Source organism: Clostridium sp. CTA-6 (assembly GCF_054768115.1).
On sequence record NZ_BAAAAU010000002.1, the window covers coordinates 290,997 to 309,438 of the forward strand.

At 29.9% G+C, this 18,442-nt stretch carries 17 protein-coding genes and 1 riboswitch; of the genes, 14 read left to right on the forward strand and 3 right to left on the reverse strand.

Annotation, left to right across the window (positions count from 1 at the left end):
• Positions 1–76: 76 nt before the first annotated feature.
• Complete coding sequence (locus ACYUDJ_RS04645) at positions 77–1,048, reverse strand: helix-turn-helix transcriptional regulator (protein ID WP_043031052.1); 972 nt, start codon at positions 1,046–1,048, stop codon at positions 77–79.
• Between the two features lie 415 nt (positions 1,049–1,463).
• On the opposite strand from ACYUDJ_RS04645, the gene ACYUDJ_RS04650 reads away from it, so the two are divergent.
• A complete protein-coding gene (locus ACYUDJ_RS04650) occupies positions 1,464–2,402 on the forward strand; it encodes an ABC transporter substrate-binding protein (protein WP_043031054.1) in 939 nt (312 codons plus the stop codon).
• 98 nt (positions 2,403–2,500) lie between these two features.
• On the opposite strand, the gene ACYUDJ_RS04655 is transcribed toward ACYUDJ_RS04650, so the two are convergent.
• Entirely contained in the window at positions 2,501–3,469 is a 969-nt protein-coding gene (locus tag ACYUDJ_RS04655; RefSeq protein WP_043031057.1) for a helix-turn-helix domain-containing protein, read from the reverse strand.
• A gap of 317 nt (positions 3,470–3,786) precedes the next feature.
• On the opposite strand from ACYUDJ_RS04655, the gene ACYUDJ_RS04660 reads away from it, so the two are divergent.
• Genes ACYUDJ_RS04660 through ACYUDJ_RS04680 form a run of 5 tightly spaced genes read left to right on the forward strand, consistent with a single transcriptional unit; the run spans position 3,787 to position 9,343 of the window.
• Positions 3,787–4,716: an ABC transporter substrate-binding protein gene (locus ACYUDJ_RS04660; RefSeq protein ID WP_043031059.1), complete on the forward strand. Its 930-nt coding sequence runs from the start codon at positions 3,787–3,789 to the stop codon at positions 4,714–4,716.
• Between the two features lie 26 nt (positions 4,717–4,742).
• Positions 4,743–5,771 (forward strand): FecCD family ABC transporter permease, encoded by a 1,029-nt coding sequence (locus ACYUDJ_RS04665; RefSeq protein WP_043031061.1) that lies wholly within the window; start codon positions 4,743–4,745, stop codon positions 5,769–5,771.
• Entirely contained in the window at positions 5,768–6,781 is a 1,014-nt protein-coding gene (locus tag ACYUDJ_RS04670; protein ID WP_043031062.1) for a FecCD family ABC transporter permease, read from the forward strand. The genes ACYUDJ_RS04665 and ACYUDJ_RS04670 overlap by 4 nt, the downstream gene beginning before the upstream one ends.
• A gap of 10 nt (positions 6,782–6,791) precedes the next feature.
• The gene (locus ACYUDJ_RS04675) at positions 6,792–7,622 is read left to right on the forward strand and encodes an ABC transporter ATP-binding protein (protein ID WP_043031063.1); all 831 of its coding nucleotides are present in this window, start codon (positions 6,792–6,794) and stop codon (positions 7,620–7,622) included.
• Positions 7,619–9,343 (forward strand): ABC transporter ATP-binding protein, encoded by a 1,725-nt coding sequence (locus tag ACYUDJ_RS04680; RefSeq protein WP_043031064.1) that lies wholly within the window; start codon positions 7,619–7,621, stop codon positions 9,341–9,343. The genes ACYUDJ_RS04675 and ACYUDJ_RS04680 overlap by 4 nt, the downstream gene beginning before the upstream one ends.
• Before the next feature lie 54 nt (positions 9,344–9,397).
• Here ACYUDJ_RS04680 and ACYUDJ_RS04685 read toward each other — a convergent pair whose 3' ends face one another.
• The gene (locus ACYUDJ_RS04685; RefSeq protein ID WP_003362768.1) at positions 9,398–9,778 is read right to left on the reverse strand and encodes a metal-dependent transcriptional regulator; all 381 of its coding nucleotides are present in this window, start codon (positions 9,776–9,778) and stop codon (positions 9,398–9,400) included.
• A 222-nt stretch (positions 9,779–10,000) separates the two neighbouring features.
• A riboswitch (purine riboswitch) is annotated at positions 10,001–10,102 on the forward strand.
• Between the two features lie 176 nt (positions 10,103–10,278).
• Between ACYUDJ_RS04685 and ACYUDJ_RS04690 the strand changes: the two genes are divergently transcribed.
• The 8 genes from ACYUDJ_RS04690 to ACYUDJ_RS04725 all read left to right on the forward strand — a co-directional run bounded on the left by ACYUDJ_RS04690 (position 10,279) and on the right by ACYUDJ_RS04725 (position 18,367).
• On the forward strand, positions 10,279–11,580 hold the full coding sequence (locus ACYUDJ_RS04690) for a nucleobase:cation symporter-2 family protein (RefSeq protein ID WP_012341889.1): 1,302 nt from the start codon (positions 10,279–10,281) through the stop codon (positions 11,578–11,580).
• A 22-nt stretch (positions 11,581–11,602) separates the two neighbouring features.
• A complete protein-coding gene (locus ACYUDJ_RS04695) occupies positions 11,603–12,175 on the forward strand; it encodes a xanthine phosphoribosyltransferase (RefSeq protein ID WP_043031069.1) in 573 nt (190 codons plus the stop codon).
• A 690-nt stretch (positions 12,176–12,865) separates the two neighbouring features.
• Positions 12,866–13,558: a response regulator transcription factor gene (locus ACYUDJ_RS04700; RefSeq protein ID WP_043031071.1), complete on the forward strand. Its 693-nt coding sequence runs from the start codon at positions 12,866–12,868 to the stop codon at positions 13,556–13,558.
• Positions 13,559–13,570: 12 nt separating this feature from the next.
• Positions 13,571–14,551 (forward strand): sensor histidine kinase, encoded by a 981-nt coding sequence (locus ACYUDJ_RS04705; RefSeq protein ID WP_003487559.1) that lies wholly within the window; start codon positions 13,571–13,573, stop codon positions 14,549–14,551.
• Between the two features lie 175 nt (positions 14,552–14,726).
• Positions 14,727–15,584, forward strand: coding sequence for an undecaprenyl-diphosphate phosphatase (locus ACYUDJ_RS04710; RefSeq protein ID WP_003487556.1), 858 nt, complete (start codon positions 14,727–14,729; stop codon positions 15,582–15,584).
• 13 nt (positions 15,585–15,597) lie between these two features.
• A complete protein-coding gene (locus ACYUDJ_RS04715) occupies positions 15,598–16,344 on the forward strand; it encodes an ABC transporter ATP-binding protein (RefSeq protein ID WP_042385823.1) in 747 nt (248 codons plus the stop codon).
• Positions 16,344–18,206, forward strand: coding sequence for an ABC transporter permease (locus ACYUDJ_RS04720; protein ID WP_043031073.1), 1,863 nt, complete (start codon positions 16,344–16,346; stop codon positions 18,204–18,206). Before ACYUDJ_RS04715 ends, ACYUDJ_RS04720 begins: the two co-directional genes overlap by 1 nt.
• Positions 18,207–18,220: 14 nt before the next feature.
• On the forward strand, positions 18,221–18,367 hold the full coding sequence (locus tag ACYUDJ_RS04725) for a hypothetical protein (protein WP_003487550.1): 147 nt from the start codon (positions 18,221–18,223) through the stop codon (positions 18,365–18,367).
• Positions 18,368–18,442: the final 75 nt, after the last annotated feature.

An 18,442-nucleotide genomic window follows, 5' to 3' on the forward strand; every position in this document is an offset into this window, starting at 1 on the left:
TTATTAGTGAAAGTCTGAGATTATCTTAATAGTGAGAGTTAGGAACTGACAATAAGGCTTTAGCTTTCAATCATAATTACAGATTAAAGGATTTTCTAAATGCACTAGGGGTAATACCATAAACTTTTTTAAATGCTGCTGAAAATTTACTTGCACTTTTATAACCTAAGGTGGTAGAAATATTATGAATACTCATTTCATCATGGGATAGAAATCTAATTGCTTGTTCCATCTTTTTATATCTAATATATTCATAAATTGTTTTTCCATAAGTTGCTTTGAAGCATCGCCTAAGTTTAGATTCACTCATTTCAGCTATATTTTTCATTTCTTCAATTGTAGGGGGATTTAATATATTTTTATCTATTTCTGTCTTTAAGAGCCACATAAATTGTTTGTTTTGGTAACTCAAATGATTATGACGAGGTATATTTAAATACTTTTCATTTTCTAAATTCCGTATAATAATGGCGAAAATTTCGTATATTTTACCTATATAATACATATGTGGAAGATCACAACTTCTAATTGTATATTTTAATTGTTCAAAGATCATAAGTAATTCTGGTGTATTAAAATAATTTGGCTTTAATAAAATATCTTTTGATAAGATATATGAAGCTTGAGATAAAAAATCTTTTATATATTTTAAGATAAAGTCTTCAAATACTAAAGCAAAAGTATACCATATAGGTTCATCCGTATTAATAATTATTTTGATTTTTTTCCCGCTATTAACAAAGAAATGTATACCTTGATACAAACGCTTTGATTTTTTACCATTCTCAACAATAGTAATATTACCACTATATAAGGAGCATATTAAGATATGATTCTCTGGAATATTATAAGCATAGGTTACTGGCTTCAGTAATGAAAAGTAAGCATCACTAAGAAGTAGTCCATCAGCAGGTTCAACCTCTACAAACCAACTGTCTCCATTTTCCTCAGGTAAACGATAAATACTTCCATTTCCATAATCATATTTTTTGCAATTAAGTTGTAAAGCAAATTCTTTAATTATTCTGGTAGTTTTATCTATTTTCATGGATTTAAATCCTTTCTTTACTTAATAGCAATTTATTTTTTATATACATTTATTTGTGTAAATAGCAATGTTATTAATACTTTATATATTCCTACTAAAAGCGGTGAATTAAAAATAATATATCATAAATGGTAGCATATATTATCTTTTGGGACAATATAAAAATACTCCAAAACGGTATAATTATATACTTATATGAACATAAAATTTTTAAGTAAATTTTATTATATACATTGGAATAGATGTATTTATTCTATATAAAAGATAATTATAACCTTCACTAAATGAAAATGATTATTATTGACATGTGAAAAAGAGTGTTGATATAATAACTCTAAAATCAGCTATAGCTAATTAATTAAATTTTTATTAATTATATAAATTTAAAAACACTTATAAAAATAGGAGGAACAAAATGGGTATAAAAAAATTAAAAATAACTTTTATCACTTGTTTAATTCTTATGTTTTCTGCACTGGCTGTAGGATGCTCTAAAAGTACTAGTACTAATAGTGAGGAAAAGTCAAATAAGGAACATAAAACTAGAACTGTATCTACAGCTATGGGAAAAGTTGAAGTACCTGCAAATCCAAAAAGAATTGTTATAAATTATTTTCAAGGGGATTTACTTTCATTAGGTGTAAAACCTTTAGCAACATCTCATATGGAAGGTGATAGTGCCCTTAAAGATGAGCTTAAAGGTGTTAAAATCGTAGAGAAATGGGAACCAGAGGAAATAATGGCTCTTAACCCAGATTTAATAATTGTAACAACTGAAGAGCAGTACAAAAAATTTAACAAAATTGTTCCAACAGTGTTTATTCCGTTTACAAAAATATCTTCAGAAGAAAGATTAACTCTTATAGCTGAAGCTGTTGGAAAACAAGAAGAAGCAAAGAAAGTAATTAATAATTTTAAAAACAAAGTAGAAACTAGTAAAAAAAAGTTAGAAGCGGCAGGAGTGATGGATAAAACATTCACTCTTATAGAACAAGATACAAAGCAAATAACAGTGTTTGGGAATAACTGGGGAAGAGGAGGAGAGATACTTTACGACTATCTTGGACTAAAAGCTCCTGATGTGATAAAAAAAGAAATAATAAATGGGGAGCAATACAAGGATGTTTCTCTTGAAGCTTTTCCAGAGTATTCTGGAGACTATATAATACAAGCAGTTTGGAATTACGGAGGAGATAATTTAAAAGATAATAATTTATGGAGAAGTTTACCGGCAGTAAAAGAAGATAGAGTTATAAAAACAGATTGGAATTTGTTCTTTTATAAGGATTTATATTCTATGGATAAACAACTTGATTATTTAGTTAATGCAATTCTTAAAACTACCAAAAAGTAAATTTGGAGGAGTGGGAATAGCTGTTGATAAAATATGCTTATCAACAGCCTGTTGGATTTAGATACTTGTATACTATAAGCATATAAGCATCTAAATCTCTATAAATTAAAAGATTTTCTAAAATCACTAGGAGTAATTCCATGGATACTTTTAAAGGCAGCAGCAAATTTGGCTGGATTTTTGTAGCCACATAGTTCAGATATGTTACAAATACTTAGATGGTCAGCAGATAAGAGCTGCATGGCTCTTTTCATGGTTTCTATTCTAATATATCTGTAAAGAGGAATTCCATAATGGTTTTTAAAAGATTGACGAAGTTTACTTTCGCTCATTCCAGCTATTCTGCATAGTTCAATTATATCCGGAAGATTTAAAATATCTTCGTCAATCTTATTTTTAACTTTATAAATCTTTTGTTCGTTTTCCCAAGTAACATAGTGACGACGGTTGCTTCTTCTTTTAGGTATATCAGGGAAATTTCTAGTGATTGAAGATAATAAATGCAAAGTCATACCCTCAAAGGCAAGCAAAGGCATGTCTGTATTTCGTACAGCCCATCTAATTTGTTCGAAAATAAGCATTATATCCGGCGTGTTGTAATGCTGTGTTTTCCAAAGTTTTGCATCCTCCACACTGATTCTAGGTGTATTGGTACGGTCTTTGAGAAAAGGTTTTATAAAGTCATCAAAAATTAAAATACTGGTAAAACAATAATGCACGTCTTTAAAGAAAGTAAAGGTAAATTGTTTTTGTGGATTAATAATTAGATGAGTGATAGGGAATAAAGCTTGCTTCTTTTTTCCTTGCTGTGAATAGACTATTTCTCCGCAGTCAATACAAAAAAGCATCATAAAGGGATTACTAGAATTTATTGTATGTACTATTTGCTCACTTGGAGTAAGCCAAGCACTTGAAACAAATAATCCTTTAGCAGGGTTTACTTCTGCAATCCATCCATTTGACCAATGAGGAGGGAAATCATAAATCTGTCCTTTACCATAAGGTCTTTTAACAAGATTATATTTGTCTGCTAAAGCACTCCAAGAAGAATCACTATATTTAACCATAAAACTTTTACACCTCTTTTTTCTTTGATTTAAAGTAAGAAAATTATAGCATTATTTGAGAAGGGTTTTCAATGAAATTACAATCCATTTTATTTTAATTGCAATCCATAATGAAGAGAAGCGTTTTCAGTTAGCTCTTACAAGACAACAAACTGCTATCATTTTAATAGGAAATGACTTCGGAAAAGGAGCCTATTAAGCCGTTGACAGCAGAATTTATAAATGCTACGATTTTAAAAGTTAGACTAGTCTTACATTTGTATATAGCGCAGACGTTATCAGATTAATATAAGATATTTATAAGGGAGAGATATAAAATGAAAAAATTATTGTCATTATTTTGTGCAATATTTATGACTACTGTGATTTTTGCTGGTTGCTCTTCATCTAAAAATGAAAAGAAAGAAGAAGCAACTGTTCGCACTATAACTACTGTAAAAGGGGATATTGAAGTTCCAGCTAATCCTAAGCGTGTTGTTGCTAATTGGTACGTTGGAGAAGTTATTACTTTAGGGTTAAATTTAGTTGGATACAATGCTTGGGAACAAGAGACTATGCCTTTTTATGATAAACTTAAAGCTACAAAAAAAATAGAAAAATGGGAACCAGAAGAGGTTATGAATTTAAAGCCAGATCTTATCATCACATATGATGAGGCAGATTTTGATAAATTCAGTAAAGTAGCTCCAGTTCTTGTTATTCCAGAATCTAAAAATTCCATTGATAGAATAAAGTTCATTGGAGAAGCTACAGGACGTACTACTGAAGCAAAAGAAGCTGTTAACAAATTTGAAAAAAAACTTGATGCTGTGAAAAAAACTCTTAAAAGTGATAAATTTGTAGGAAAAACTTTCAGCATTATGGAAGATTGGGGTCCTACTGGAGAATTTAGTGGTATATATTATGAAACAGGCTCTAGAGGTGGTACTTTAGTATATAACTATCTTGGGCTTAAATATCCAGACAAACTTAAAGAACTTATAGAAAAATCCAAAAAAGGTCGTGGATCTATAAGTTATGAAGTGGCCCATGAGTATTTTGGAGATTATATATTATGGTTCCAACAAGAAGGTAAAGAATCTAAATATTCAAAAACAGATATTTGGAAAAGCATTCCTGCAGTTGCAGCAGGCAGAGTTGTAGAAATACCAGGGAAGTATTCAGGTCTTTTCTATTATTCTGATATTACAAGTCTTACTGAACAACTTGACTATATGAGTAATGCAATAAATTCATTAGTTAAATAATTCTAATATAAGAAAGGAAAATAAATATGCAAAAGACCTATAATAAAAAGCGACAATTAGGAGCTTTGAATTTTACAATCTATATGATTGTAGGAGTGGTTTTGCTAGCAATTGTATCAGCGGCGTCAATTTCTTTTGGTGCTGCTGATATGAATTTGACTACAGCTTGGGGAGCCATTTTTAATTTTGACTCTTCTTTAACTGAACATCAGATTATTCAAACTCTAAGACTTCCTCGTATAGCAGCTAATATAATTGTTGGGTCAAGCCTTGCGATATGTGGTGCTATAATGCAGGGAACTACAAGAAATCCTCTTGCTGATTCTGGACTTATGGGTATAAGTAGCGGTGCTACTTTTGCTATGGCTTTTTGTATGGCATTTTTACCTGGTGGAAGTTACGGACAGATGATGCTTTTTGCCTGCATTGGTGCAGCCGTTACTACAGGTATGACTTATTTTATTGCATCTATTGGTAGAGGAAGCATGAAACCACAGAGACTTGTTTTAGCAGGTATTTCTATATCAATGCTATTTGGTGCTTTTAGCCAATATCTTTCTATTAAATATAGACTCGGACATGCATTAGCTTATTGGACTGCTGGAGGAACGGCAGGTGCTAAATGGAGTGAACTTGCTATAGTTTTCCCATTCTTCATTGTAGGTATTATTGTAGCTCTTGTTATATCCCCTTCAATTACGGTTTTAAATCTTGGAGATGATGCAGCTATAGGACTTGGACTTAATACTAAGAAGGTTAAAGGGATATCTACTGTAGTAGTTTTAATACTTACAGGGCTTTCTGTAATTGTTGTTGGACCTGTTGGATTTGTAGGATTAATAGTACCTCATATTGTCCGCTACCTTATAGGGGTAGATTATAGATACATTATTCCAGCTTCAGGATTATATGGAGCCTTGATTACTGTAGCAGCAGATTTAATTGGAAGGCTTATTAATAAGCCCTATGAAACTCCAATTGGAATTATTTTTGCTTTAATAGGTGTTCCGTATTTTCTTTATCTTACAAGGATACAAAGGAGGGAATTTGAATGAAGAAAAAGGGCTATTCAGTTTCACGTGGTCTAACTATTATTTTGCTACTTACCATTATTCTATTAGTTGTGGCAGTAATAAGTGTGAACTCAGGTAAAATGAATCTCTCTCCTTCGGAGGTTTTTAATGTTCTTATTGGAAGAGGTACAGATAAACAAAATCTTATAGTATATAATTTTCGTCTTCCTCGTATTGTATTGACCATGCTTGTAGGCATTGGTATGGGAACAGCTGGCTGTGTAATGCAGAGTTTACTTCGCAATGACATGGCTAGTCCTGGAACTTTGGGAATAAGTTCTGGATCAGGGTTATTTGTATTGTTGTTTATAGTTATTTTTAAGGTAGACAGTGTATCTTCAGCTATTGCGCTCCCACTTCTGGCCTTTGTAGGTGGAATGACAGCAGCTGTATTGATATTTTTACTTTCCTATAGAAGAGGAAAAAGTATATCACCTACAGGATTAATTTTGACAGGGGTAGCCGTTGGAAGTGGATATAGTGCTGTTACTATGATGCTTACTTTAAAGCTAGATGAAAAACAGATGGATTTTGTTCAAAGATGGAGTGCAGGAAGTCTTTGGGGAGACAATTGGACATATATTTCTATTCTTGCACCTTGGGTGTTGATTCTATTTTTATATGTATTTTATAAATCTCGTATTTTAAATACCTTAAATCTTGGGAATCAAACTGCAACAGGATTAGGAGTAGCAGTAAAGCGTCAATTTATAGGGTTAACTGTAGCAGCTGTTGCTCTATCATCAGGTAGTGTAGCTTTAGGTGGAAACTTCTTTTTTGTAGGAATGATTTCTCCACATATGGCAAGAAAGTTTGTAGGGTCAAATCATAAACTATTAATTCCTACAGCATCTTTAGTAGGCTCAATAATTATTCTATTATCAGACACTATTACTAGAACCATAAGTTTTGGAAGTGATATTCCTACAGGAATTGTTATCACTGTATTAAGTACACCCTACTTCTTATACCTATTAGTAAAGTCAAATTAAGGAGGTTTGTATGAAAAGTATTGAAACTAAAAATTTAGATATAGCTTATGAGGATACTGTCATTGTAAAAGAATTAAATATGCAGATACCAAAGGGAAAGATAACTTCTATTATAGGAGCAAATGGCTGTGGTAAATCAACTATCTTGAAAGCTGTTGGACGTATATTAAAGCCTAAGACGGGTGTAGTACATTTAAGTGGACAAGATATAAGTAAATTGTCTACAAAAGAAATAGCTAAAAAGATGGCTATACTTCCTCAAAATCCTACTGCACCAAGTGGACTCACTGTAAGTGAGTTAGTTGCATATGGACGGTTCCCTCATCAAAAAGGTTTTGGAAATCTTACAAAGGAAGATAAAAGAATTGTTAAGTGGGCTTTAGATGCAACTAAGCTAAGTGAATTTGAGAGAAGAGAAGTTGATACTTTATCAGGAGGGCAAAGACAGAGAGTTTGGATTGCTATGGCTTTAGCACAGCAAACTGATTTGATTTTATTAGATGAACCTACTACTTATCTTGATCTTGCTCACCAATTAGAGGTTTTAAAGCTTTTATATGAGCTTAACCGTAATCAAAAGTGTACTATTGTTATGGTACTTCATGATTTAAATCTTGCTGCAAGATTCTCTGACTATATTATTGCTATTAAAAAAGGAGCTATCATAAAATATGGAACTCCTGAGGAAGTTATGACTCCAGAGGCTCTCAGGAAAACCTTCAATATTAATGCTGATATTGTTATTGAGCCTAAGAGTAATCGTCCAGTATGTATTACTTATGATATTATAGATGAAAATGAGGATGTGCAATTGAAGGAAAGGGAGGCAGTAGGTATATGAGAACCACCTTACGTATTTTTATAGGAGCCAGAAGATATTGGATTTATTTAATATTAGCATTAATAGCTGTTATTATTTCTACTATAGCAGGATTTTATAATCCCTGGGCCTTAAGAGAGCTTACAAGTATAGCAACTGAAGGAAGTGCTAATTTTGGACAGCAATCTTTACGAATTGGATTAATGCTATTAGTTGCAACGATACTTCAATCAGCTGGAAGTGCTATTTCAGGATATTTAAACCATCATGCAGCTTTGCATTATGTTGCAGATATGAGAACAGAACTTTACTCTAAGCTTCAACATATGGGGCTTAAGTATTTTAATAAAAGTCGTACAGGAGATTTAACTAGCAGAGTTATTAATGATGTTATGGAGGTAGAGATTCTTTTGGCTCACGTAATTCCTGATTTTGTTGTTAATATATTGACTTTCGTAGGTGTAGGGATATTATTATTTTCTATTAATGTAAAGTTAGCTTTTATAAGTCTTGTTACTATTCCTTTTATTATTATGATTACTCTTTGGCAAAGTAAGCATCTTTCCCCCATATGGAAGCAGAATTCTATGATTAGAGGAGAACTTTCTGGTACTGTTCAAGATAATTTCTCTGGAATTAAGGAAATACAGATATTCAATCAACAGGAAAGAGAAGAGAAAAAGATTAAGAACCTTTCTATAAAACATAGTAAGGCATATTTAAAGGCAAGCTTCTTTTTTGAAACCACTTTTCCCCTTCTTGCATTTTTCACGGCTCTAGGTTCTGTTATAGTTATAATATTTGGTGGATTTATGGTTTCAAGAGGAGAAATTAATATTGGAGATATTGTAGGATTTTCTATGTACCTTGGTATGTTTTATGGACCTATAAAGAGTTTTTCAAGGCTTATGGAAATGGCAGGTAATGCAGTTGCAGGATGCAAGCGTGTCTTTGAGGTTATGGATGAAGTTCCAGATGTCAAAGAGAAAGTTAATGCAAATAAATTACCTAGGGTTAAAGGAGAAGTTGAGTTTAAGGGAATTTCTTTCTCCTACAATGATGAGATAAAGATTTTAAAAAATATAAATTTAAAAGTAAATGCAGGAGAAACTGTAGCTTTTGTTGGAGGAACTGGAGTTGGCAAAACCACAATAGCTAGTCTTTTAAATCGCTTTTATGATCCACAGAATGGAAGCATTTTAATGGATGGAATAGATATTAAAGATGTAACCTTAAAAAGTCTTAGGGATAATATAAGCATGGTTTTGCAGGACACCTTTTTATTTAACGGAACAATTTATGAAAATATTGTTTATGGCTGGAAAGAAGCTACTAAGGATCAGGTTGTTGCAGCCTCAAAAGCAGCCAATGCTCATAATTTCATTGAGAATTTAGAAGATGGTTATGATACCATAATAGGTGAGCGTGGAGTACGTCTTTCTGGAGGACAAAAACAGAGAATTTCCATAGCTAGAGCAATTCTTAGAAATTCACCCATCCTAATTTTAGATGAAGCCACATCAGCTCTGGATACAAAGACAGAGAAAGAAATTCAAGCTGCATTAGATGAAATTTCAAAGGATCGAACAACTATAGTAATTGCTCATAGATTATCAACTATTTATAATGCAGATAAAATTGTAGTTCTAGAAGGAGCAGGCATTAAAGAAATGGGAACCCATGATGAGCTAATTCGTTCTGGAGGAACTTATGCTATGCTCTATAAAAGTCAGGTATCTTAAAGGTAAAAAATTAACGACTTAAAATCTAAAAGCAATTTTGAGTCGTTAATTTTTTTATTTATTCTCATGTTCGGAAAGAAATTTTTGCATAGCATAAACAGAATCGGAACTAATAACATGTTCTATAGCACATGCGTCTTCATCTGCAATAGAACTATCTATATTTAGAGTTTTTATAAGGAAATCTTTAATAATGTGATGTTTTTTATATGTAAATCTAGCTATTTTTAAACCTAAAGGAGTTAAAAATATTTTCTTATACTTTTCATTAGTTATAAGTCCCTTTTCAGCTAAAGTTACCATAGCACTATTAGTACTGGCTTTAGTCACTCCAAGCTTTTCGGCTATACGAGTCATTTTAACTCCGTTACTTTCTTCTGACAACTCATAGATAGCTTCTAAATAATTTTCCATTACAAAAGTAAGTTTTTCCATACAAATCTCCTGTGATTTTTAAAGTTGAGTTTATTCATTCTATATTAATAAAAAGTCTTTTAATAATAATAACATATTTTAAATGGAGTTCCAAGAATATAGATATATTATTAAATTTATGCATTTTATAATACAAAATGCATAATTTTCTTTAAAATGAAGTAATTTTTTTATTTAAATTTTGTATTTGATTATTAATAGTGTAAAAAATATGTTATAATGTCATATATCATATAAAAAGCTCGTATATCATCGGTAATATGGTCCGAAAGTTTCTACCTGCTAACCATAAATTAGCAGACTACGAGGTATTGTGTATTTAGTAAATAGATATAGTTTATGTCTATTTGTTATGAACTCAACACCTCAATTTGATTGAGGTGTTTTTTGTTTTACAAAATTATCTCCTATATAGGTGGATTCTTATTTATGTACCTTAAGATGCTGTATGATAAATAAATATTTAGAGCATTAATAAAGTTAGGGAGGAGAGTAGTAAAATGAAAAAAAATGAGACGGATATTCAGTTAATGTATGGGGTTAATGATAAGCCAAAAATATTAATGCAAATTTTATTAGGATTGCAGCATATTTTTGCGGCTTTCGGTGGAATAATTGTTGTTCCAATTGTTATTTCAGCAGCCTTAGGCTTTGATGCTAAAACTTCAACAGCATTAATTAGTAGTGCAATTTTAGCGGCAGGAGTGGCTACTTTCATTCAGTCAAGAGGAATAGGTCCTATTGGAGCACGTGTTGCCTGTATTATGGGAACTGATTTTACATTTGTTGCACCGGCAATTGCTGTTGGTGGAAAGTTTGGATTATCAGGAATTTTTGGTGCAACAATTTTAGGTGCTGGTATAGTAATTATTTTAAGTTTTTTTGTTAAGCCACTAATGAAACTATTTCCACCTATTGTAACAGGAACAGTTGTGAGTTTAATTGGGTTAACATTATTACCAGTTTCAATAGATTGGGCAGCAGGTGGTGTTGGATCAGCTAATTATGGAAGTTTAAAAAATATTTCTATTGCTTTATTTATAATGATAGTTACATTATTACTAAATCATTATGGAAAGGGATTAGTAAGTAGTGCTTCAATCTTAATAGGTATGGTTGTTGGATATATAATTTGTATTCCATTAGGAATGGTTGATTTTTCATCAGTAAGCCAAGCTAGTTGGGTATCATTACCTAAAATTTTTGGCTATGGTATAACTTTTAACTTACAGGTTTTATTACCTTTTATTCCTGCATATTTTGTTACTATCATTGGAACTGTTGGATGTCTTAAAGCCATTACAGAAGTTTCTGGAATTAAAGCAGATGAAAAACCTATTACAGCAGGAGTTCTATCTGATGGTGTAGGAAGTATGTTAGCAGGGGTTTTTGGTGCCTTACCCAATACATCATTTAGTCAAAATATTGGATTAATTCCTCTAACAAAAGTAGCTAGTCGTTATGTAACAATGATGGCTGGAATATTATTAGTTATTTTGGGATTGTTCCCTAAATTTGCTGCACTAATCAATATAATGCCACAGCCGGTACTTGGGGGTGTAGGAATTGTTATGTTTGGAACAGTTGCTGCAGCAGGAATTCAAACTTTAAGTAGTGTAAAGTTAAACAATAGAAATATGTTAATAATTGCTACATCTATTGGATTAGGATTAGGGGTTACCTTCCGTCCAGAATTTATTGCTCAATTACCAGAATCCTTAAAAATGATTTTTTCATCAGGAATTTCAACTGGAACAATTGTAGCTTTATTATTAAATGTAATATTAAAAGAAAAAGAATAAGGAATTTTACGGGGTGATATAAGTGGAAAAATTACAAAATCGTATTTTACAAGAGGGTCATGCATTATCTGAAACTGTATTAAAGGTGGATTCTTTTTTAAATCATCAAGTAGATCCAGATTTAATGTATGAAATAGGAACTTATTTTAAAAATTATTTTAAAGAACATAAAATCACAAAGGTATTTACAATTGAAAGTTCAGGAATTGCTCCAGCTGTTATGACTGCAATGCAAATGAATTTGCCAATGGTAATATTAAAAAAACAAGCATCAAAAATTTTAAATGGAGATGTTTATCAAACTACTGTACACTCATTTACAAAGGGATTGGATTATGAACTAACATTATCCAAAAAGTATATTACAAAAGAAGATAATATATTAATTATAGATGATTTTTTAGCAAACGGAGAAGCTGCATTAGGGGCTGCACGCTTAGTACAAGAGGCAGGAGCTAAAGTCGCAGGAATGGGAATTGTTATTGAAAAATCATTCCAACCAGGACGAAAAATGTTAGAAGACAAAGGATATGATGTATACTCACTAGCACGTATAGCTAAATTAGAAAAAGGCTTAATTGAATTTGTAAAATAAACTATATTTATTATTAAATTTTATAAATAGTGCTTAGTAGTAACTATATAAGATAATATTTCAAAATAGATTTAATTTTAATATAACAAAGATAAAAAATATATGTAGCAAATTGTTCTACTATACGTATTTTTTATCCTAGTAGTGTTAAAATTAAATCTATTTTATTTTAGACAATAGTTAATCATATAATCTTATTTACAAATGTAGTTAGATTGTTTATTGTATATTTTAAATAAAATAATTTTTATATATAAATAAATATGGAAAGTGTTCTATTTATATTTTTTAAAATTAAAATTTATAACAAAATGGTTTTAATCAAAAGGATATTAATAAGAAAAAAATAATATGAATTTTATATTTAAATATTGAAAAAATTTACATAAATATAATGAAAACATATATTAATATTGGTATAATTAATATGATTTTATCCGATGACTACCTGCTCTAATACTTCCATCGCACTCTGTGAAAGCGATTCGCACCAAATCGAAGATTTGGACTCTCTGCTTTTCTTCAAAGTGGGAGTAAAGAGCGGATACGTCCCTGGATAACGATTTCCACTAAAGGATAATGGCTTCTAAGGAGTAAAACTCCTAAGAATTCTGTTAATAAGCTTCAGAGGGAGTAAAAACTCTCTCTGAAGCCAAGAACTCTGTTTATAATGAATAAGGAGAAAATAATATGAATTATAAAATATATATTATAGAAGATGATTTATCAATAAGCTTGTTATTAAAAGACTATATTACTAAATATGGATTTCATGTAAAGGTAGCAGAAAACTTTGAAAATATAATGGAAGACTTTAATGAATTCAATCCTGATGTAGTATTATTAGATGTGAATTTGCCCAAATATGATGGATTTTATTGGTGTAGAAAGATAAGACAGAAATCAAAAATCCCTATAATTTTTATATCAGCTAGAGATAGTGGAATGGATCAGGTAATGGCACTTGAAAACGGAGCTGATGATTATATAATTAAACCTTTTTATTGTGATGTTATTATGGCTAAGATAAAAAGTCATATAAGAAGAGCCTTTGGAGAGTATGCACCAAAGATTGATGAAAAAATAGTAGAACTTCAAGGATTGAAATTTTATAAAGAGAGGTCTGAAATAGAATTTAAAGATGAAAGCGTAATTATAACTAAAAAAGAAGGAATATTATTAGAATATCTTATGAAAAAATATCCTAAGGTTGTAAATAGAGATTTCCTCTTAGAGAAAATATGGGATGATATTGAGTTTGTAGAAGAGAATACATTGAATGTTAATGTAAGTAGGATAAGAAAAAGACTTCATAAGTTAGGAATAGAAGATGGAATAGAAACCGTAAGAGGGGTAGGATATAGATTGAATAAAACTTGGTAGGGAGCAGAAAAAATGAAGTTATTTATAAAAGACAATAAAGGATATATAGTTATATATTTTATAAGTATTTTTATTACATTGGTATATTTAGCTCTTTTAGGATTTGTACAAATTGGTGAGTGTTTATATATATTATTATTCAATACATTTATTTTAGGAGGTTTTTTATTTTTTAGATATTATAAGAATAAGGAAGTATATAGATTTTTAGATAAGGGTCTAAAAAATTTAGATGAATCTTTTTTAGATTTAGGAAATTCAGTCTTAGGAGAAGGCATCTCTAATATTTTAAAGAAAGAGCATAATTTGTATGAAGCTGAAATTATAAAACACAATAAGGTTTATAATGATCATCTAACATTCATAAATCAATGGGTTCATCAGATGAAAACACCTCTATCAGTAATTCAACTACAAATGCAAGAATACGAGGGAGAAGAACCTTTTGATAGTATGAAGGTGGAGATAAGTAAATTAAATAGAGGATTAAATATGGCTATGTATTTTGCTAGACTTGATTCTTTTCAAAAAGACTTTATAGTAGAAAAATTTTCTTTATATAATTTAGTTATGAGTAAGGTTAATGAAGAAAAGCAGATATTTATTAAAAACAGGATATTACCAAAAGTTCAAATAGATGATTCTATAGAAGTATACAGCGATGTCAAATGGATGAAATTTGTATTAGAACAGCTTATTGTTAATGGAGTAAAGTATTCTAAAGATAAGGGGAAAGAATTGATTATAAGAGCTTATGATGAGGAAAATGCTGTTAAGTTAAGTGTAATTGATAAAGGGGTAGGAATACCGAAGAAGGATATTAAAAGAGTTTTTGAGCCATTTTTTACAGGGGAAAATGGACGTAATTTTGGAGAGTCTACTGGAATGGGACTACATATAGTTAAAAGAATTTGTGATAATCTAGATCATGACATATTTATAGAATCTAAAGTTTCAGAGGGAACAACTGTTTCCATAGTATTTAAAAAGTAGGGTATCATATTAAATATAGAAATAGGATAGATAGTTTAAGGCTATACTATTCTATTTTTTTATTAATTAATAAGTGTGACATACATGTCATACTTATGTAAGGTTTTGAGATAGTATTTTTATATGGCATCTTTTAAACTAGATACATAAGTATTAGTTTAAAGGAGATGTAGTTATGGATATTGATATAATATTTATATTAAAAGCTATTATAATAGCAGTTGTAGAGGGGCTTACAGAGTTTATTCCTGTATCTTCTACAGGTCATATGATATTAGTGGGAAGTGCAATTAATTTCAATGGGGAGTTTGCTAAAATGTTTGAGGTTATAATTCAGCTTGGGGCAATACTTGCAGTAGTAGTTCTTTATTGGGAAAAGATTAAAGAAAGTGTAGTAGAATTTTTTAAGTTTATATTCACTAAAGGTAAGGAAGGTAAGACTGGATTTAAATTTGGAATTAATGTTATAGTAGGTTCTATTCCTATTGGGATTACAGGCCTATTATTATATCATAAGATAAAAGCATTATTTAGACCAGAAGCAGTAATTATAGGATTTATAGTAGGCGGTATTCTACTTCTTATAATAGAAAATATGTTTAGAAAAAAAGAACATGCTGTACAGGATATAGATAGCATAACTTTTATTCAAGCTTTAAAGGTAGGTTTATTACAAATTTTATCTATATGGCCTGGAATGTCAAGAAGTGCATCTACTATAATGGGCGGCTGGATTGCAGGAATATCAACACCAATAGCAGCAGAATTTTCATTCTTTTTAGCTATTCCAGCAATGATAGGAACATCTATAAAGGACTTATTTGAATTTGATTATTCTATAATGACACCAACTTTATGGAGTGCATTAATATTAGGTTTTATTGTAGCATTTATAGTGTCAATAATAGTTATGAATAAGTTTGTAAGTTACTTAAAGAAGAAACCTATGAAAATATTTGCAATATATAGAATTTTAGCAGGTCTTTTACTTGCTGTATTAGTATTTACTAAAATTATAATATTAACTGCATAGGATGGTGAATAAAATGGAAATTTTAAGAGTTAGTAATTTAAAAAAAGTATATGGTAAAAAAATTATATTTACCTCTTTAAATAATATAAGCTTTAATATAGATGAGGGTGAATTTGTAGGAATTATGGGCCCTTCAGGAAGTGGTAAAACAACGCTTTTAAATATGATTTCTACAGTTGATAAACCAACTTCAGGACAAATAACAATAAAGGATAAGAACCCTTTAACACTTAAAGGGGAGGATTTAGCTTTGTTCAGAAGAAGAGAATTAGGATTTGTATTTCAAGATTTTAACTTGTTGGATACATTAACTATCGGAGAAAATATAGTGTTACCATTGACTTTAGATGGTATAGCAATTAAAGAACAGGATGAAAAGTTAACTAGAGTATCAAAAATTCTTGGAATAGAGAATTTATTAGCAAAGAGAACATTTGAAGTATCAGGAGGCCAAGCACAAAGAACAGCTATTGCAAGAGCATTAATACATGATCCCTCTCTACTTTTAGCTGATGAGCCTACTGGTAACCTAGATTCAAAAGCATCAAAAACTGTGATGGAACTATTTGAAAAAATAAATAAAGAGGAGAAAGTAACTACTATGATGGTTACCCATGATCCACTAGCTGCTAGTTATTCCAATAGAATACTTTTTATAAAAGATGGAGCTATTTACAATGAAATTTATAAGGGGGATAGTAGGCAGCAATTTTATCAAGAAATAATAGATGTTCTTGCTCTATTAGGAGGTGGTAACTAATGAATTTTAGAGAGTTTTCCACCAGAAATGTAGTAAGAAATATTAGAGCATATTTTGCATATTTATTAAGTAGTACTATATCAGCAGCTTTATTATTTTCATTTACTATGCTTGTATTACATCCTAATTTAGATGTAACTATATTCCCAATGTATTTACAGAAGGCATTTAACATAACAACAATAATTGCATATCTATTTTTATGCTTCTTTATATTTTATTCTGTAAGTGTGTTTATAAAAAGTAGGTTTAAAGAGTTGGGTATACTATATATTCTAGGAGCTTCGGATAAACAAATTAAAAAGATGATAGCAATTGAAAATGTATTAATTAGTTCATTGTCTGGAATATCTGGAGTTACATTAGGATTGGTTTTTTCAAAAATATTTTTAGTACTTAGTGGAAAACTTTTAGGTTATAATGCTTTGCTGTTCTATTTTCCAGTTAAAGCAATGGCAATAACTTTCTTAGCCTTTGTTTTAATGGGAATTTTAATTTCTATTTTTACTACATTTATAATAAAGGAAGATGAAGTTTTAAATTTACTAAAGGGAACTCAAAAACCCAAGAGTGAACCAAAGACTTCAAATATTATTGCAATATTGTGTGTAGTATTATTGCTTGGAGGATATTATTTTTCTATTACATCAACTATGAATAATATAGTTTATAGAATTATACCCGTAACAGTAGCAGTTATAATTGCAACATATTTGTTATTTTCACAGTTAAGCGTTTTTGTAATAAAGATTTTAAAAAAGAATAGAGAATTTTATATGAATAAAACAAGGGTATTATGGATTTCAACTCTTTTATATAGGATAAAGGATAATACAAGAATGTTCTTTTTAGTTACCATAACTTCTGCCATGGCATTTACATCTATTGGAGCTGTATCAGCTTTTTGGGTAAATAAGGAGGCCGAAGTTGACAGAAATTTTCCACAAGCATTTTTTTATGCATCTAATAAAAAAGATTATAAAAAATTAGATTTTATAGAAGGTTCTCTAAAAAAAGAAGGTTATAATTATACAAAAGTTCAAGGGCAAATTAAGTCTATAGTGTCTAAGAAAGATACTATACCTATAAATATAATTAATGAAAGTACCTATAATATGTTGAATGAATCACTTGGACAAGAAAGAATACATATTAAAAGTAATGAATCAATAGCAGGGTCACCATTAATGATTAATAAGAGAGACAATATTTTAGTAGATAATATGGATATAAAAGTTGTTACAAAGTTAAAAGAGAGGGTAATACCTGCATTATATGATGATGTATATATTGTAAAGGATGATATATATAAGAAGATTAATGGCTCGATATCTTTATTTTCTGCATTAAATGTAAAGAATTATAAAGATACTTTGAATATTTGTAAAAGCTATAAGGAGAAATTTGGAGAAGATAATCATAAGGAAAATTATATTATTTTAATGAAAGCTGATATATTAGAATCCCACAAAATTGGATATGGGGTGGTTCTGTTCTTAGCTATATTCATAGGAATAATTTTCTTTGTAACTACAGGAAGTTTCTTATATAGCAAATACTATATGGATGTTAAAGAGGATAGAGTAAAGTATGAACAGTTAAATAAAATTGGGTTAACCTTTAGAGAAATAAAAAAAGTATCAACTATTGAAATCGGAGTATTATTTTTATTTCCTTATATTGTTGCAGTAATACACTCATCATTTGCATTGTCAGCATTAAAAAATACCTTTGCAATGGATGTTAATATAGTAGCATTCTTTGTAATGGGAAGTTTCCTTATTATTCAAATAATATATTTCTTTATTATAAGAGGAAACTATCTATTAGATATAAAGAAAAGCTTAGCAAATAGAATATAATTCACGCATAAATAGTGGGTACCAAAGAGATTCTTTATAGCCAAGATGAAAATCTAAGAATCCAGTATGATATGAGAGCTTTTAAAGATTATGTAAAATTAAATGAAGAAAGACAAATTATTATGGATTTAATAAAGAAGGATGGTAAAGTTTATGGTTAATGATGTTTTATATAATAAAAAAAGCATAATAGAAAAGTGCTTAATAAGAGTGTTTAAAGGGTAATGTAGCAGCCA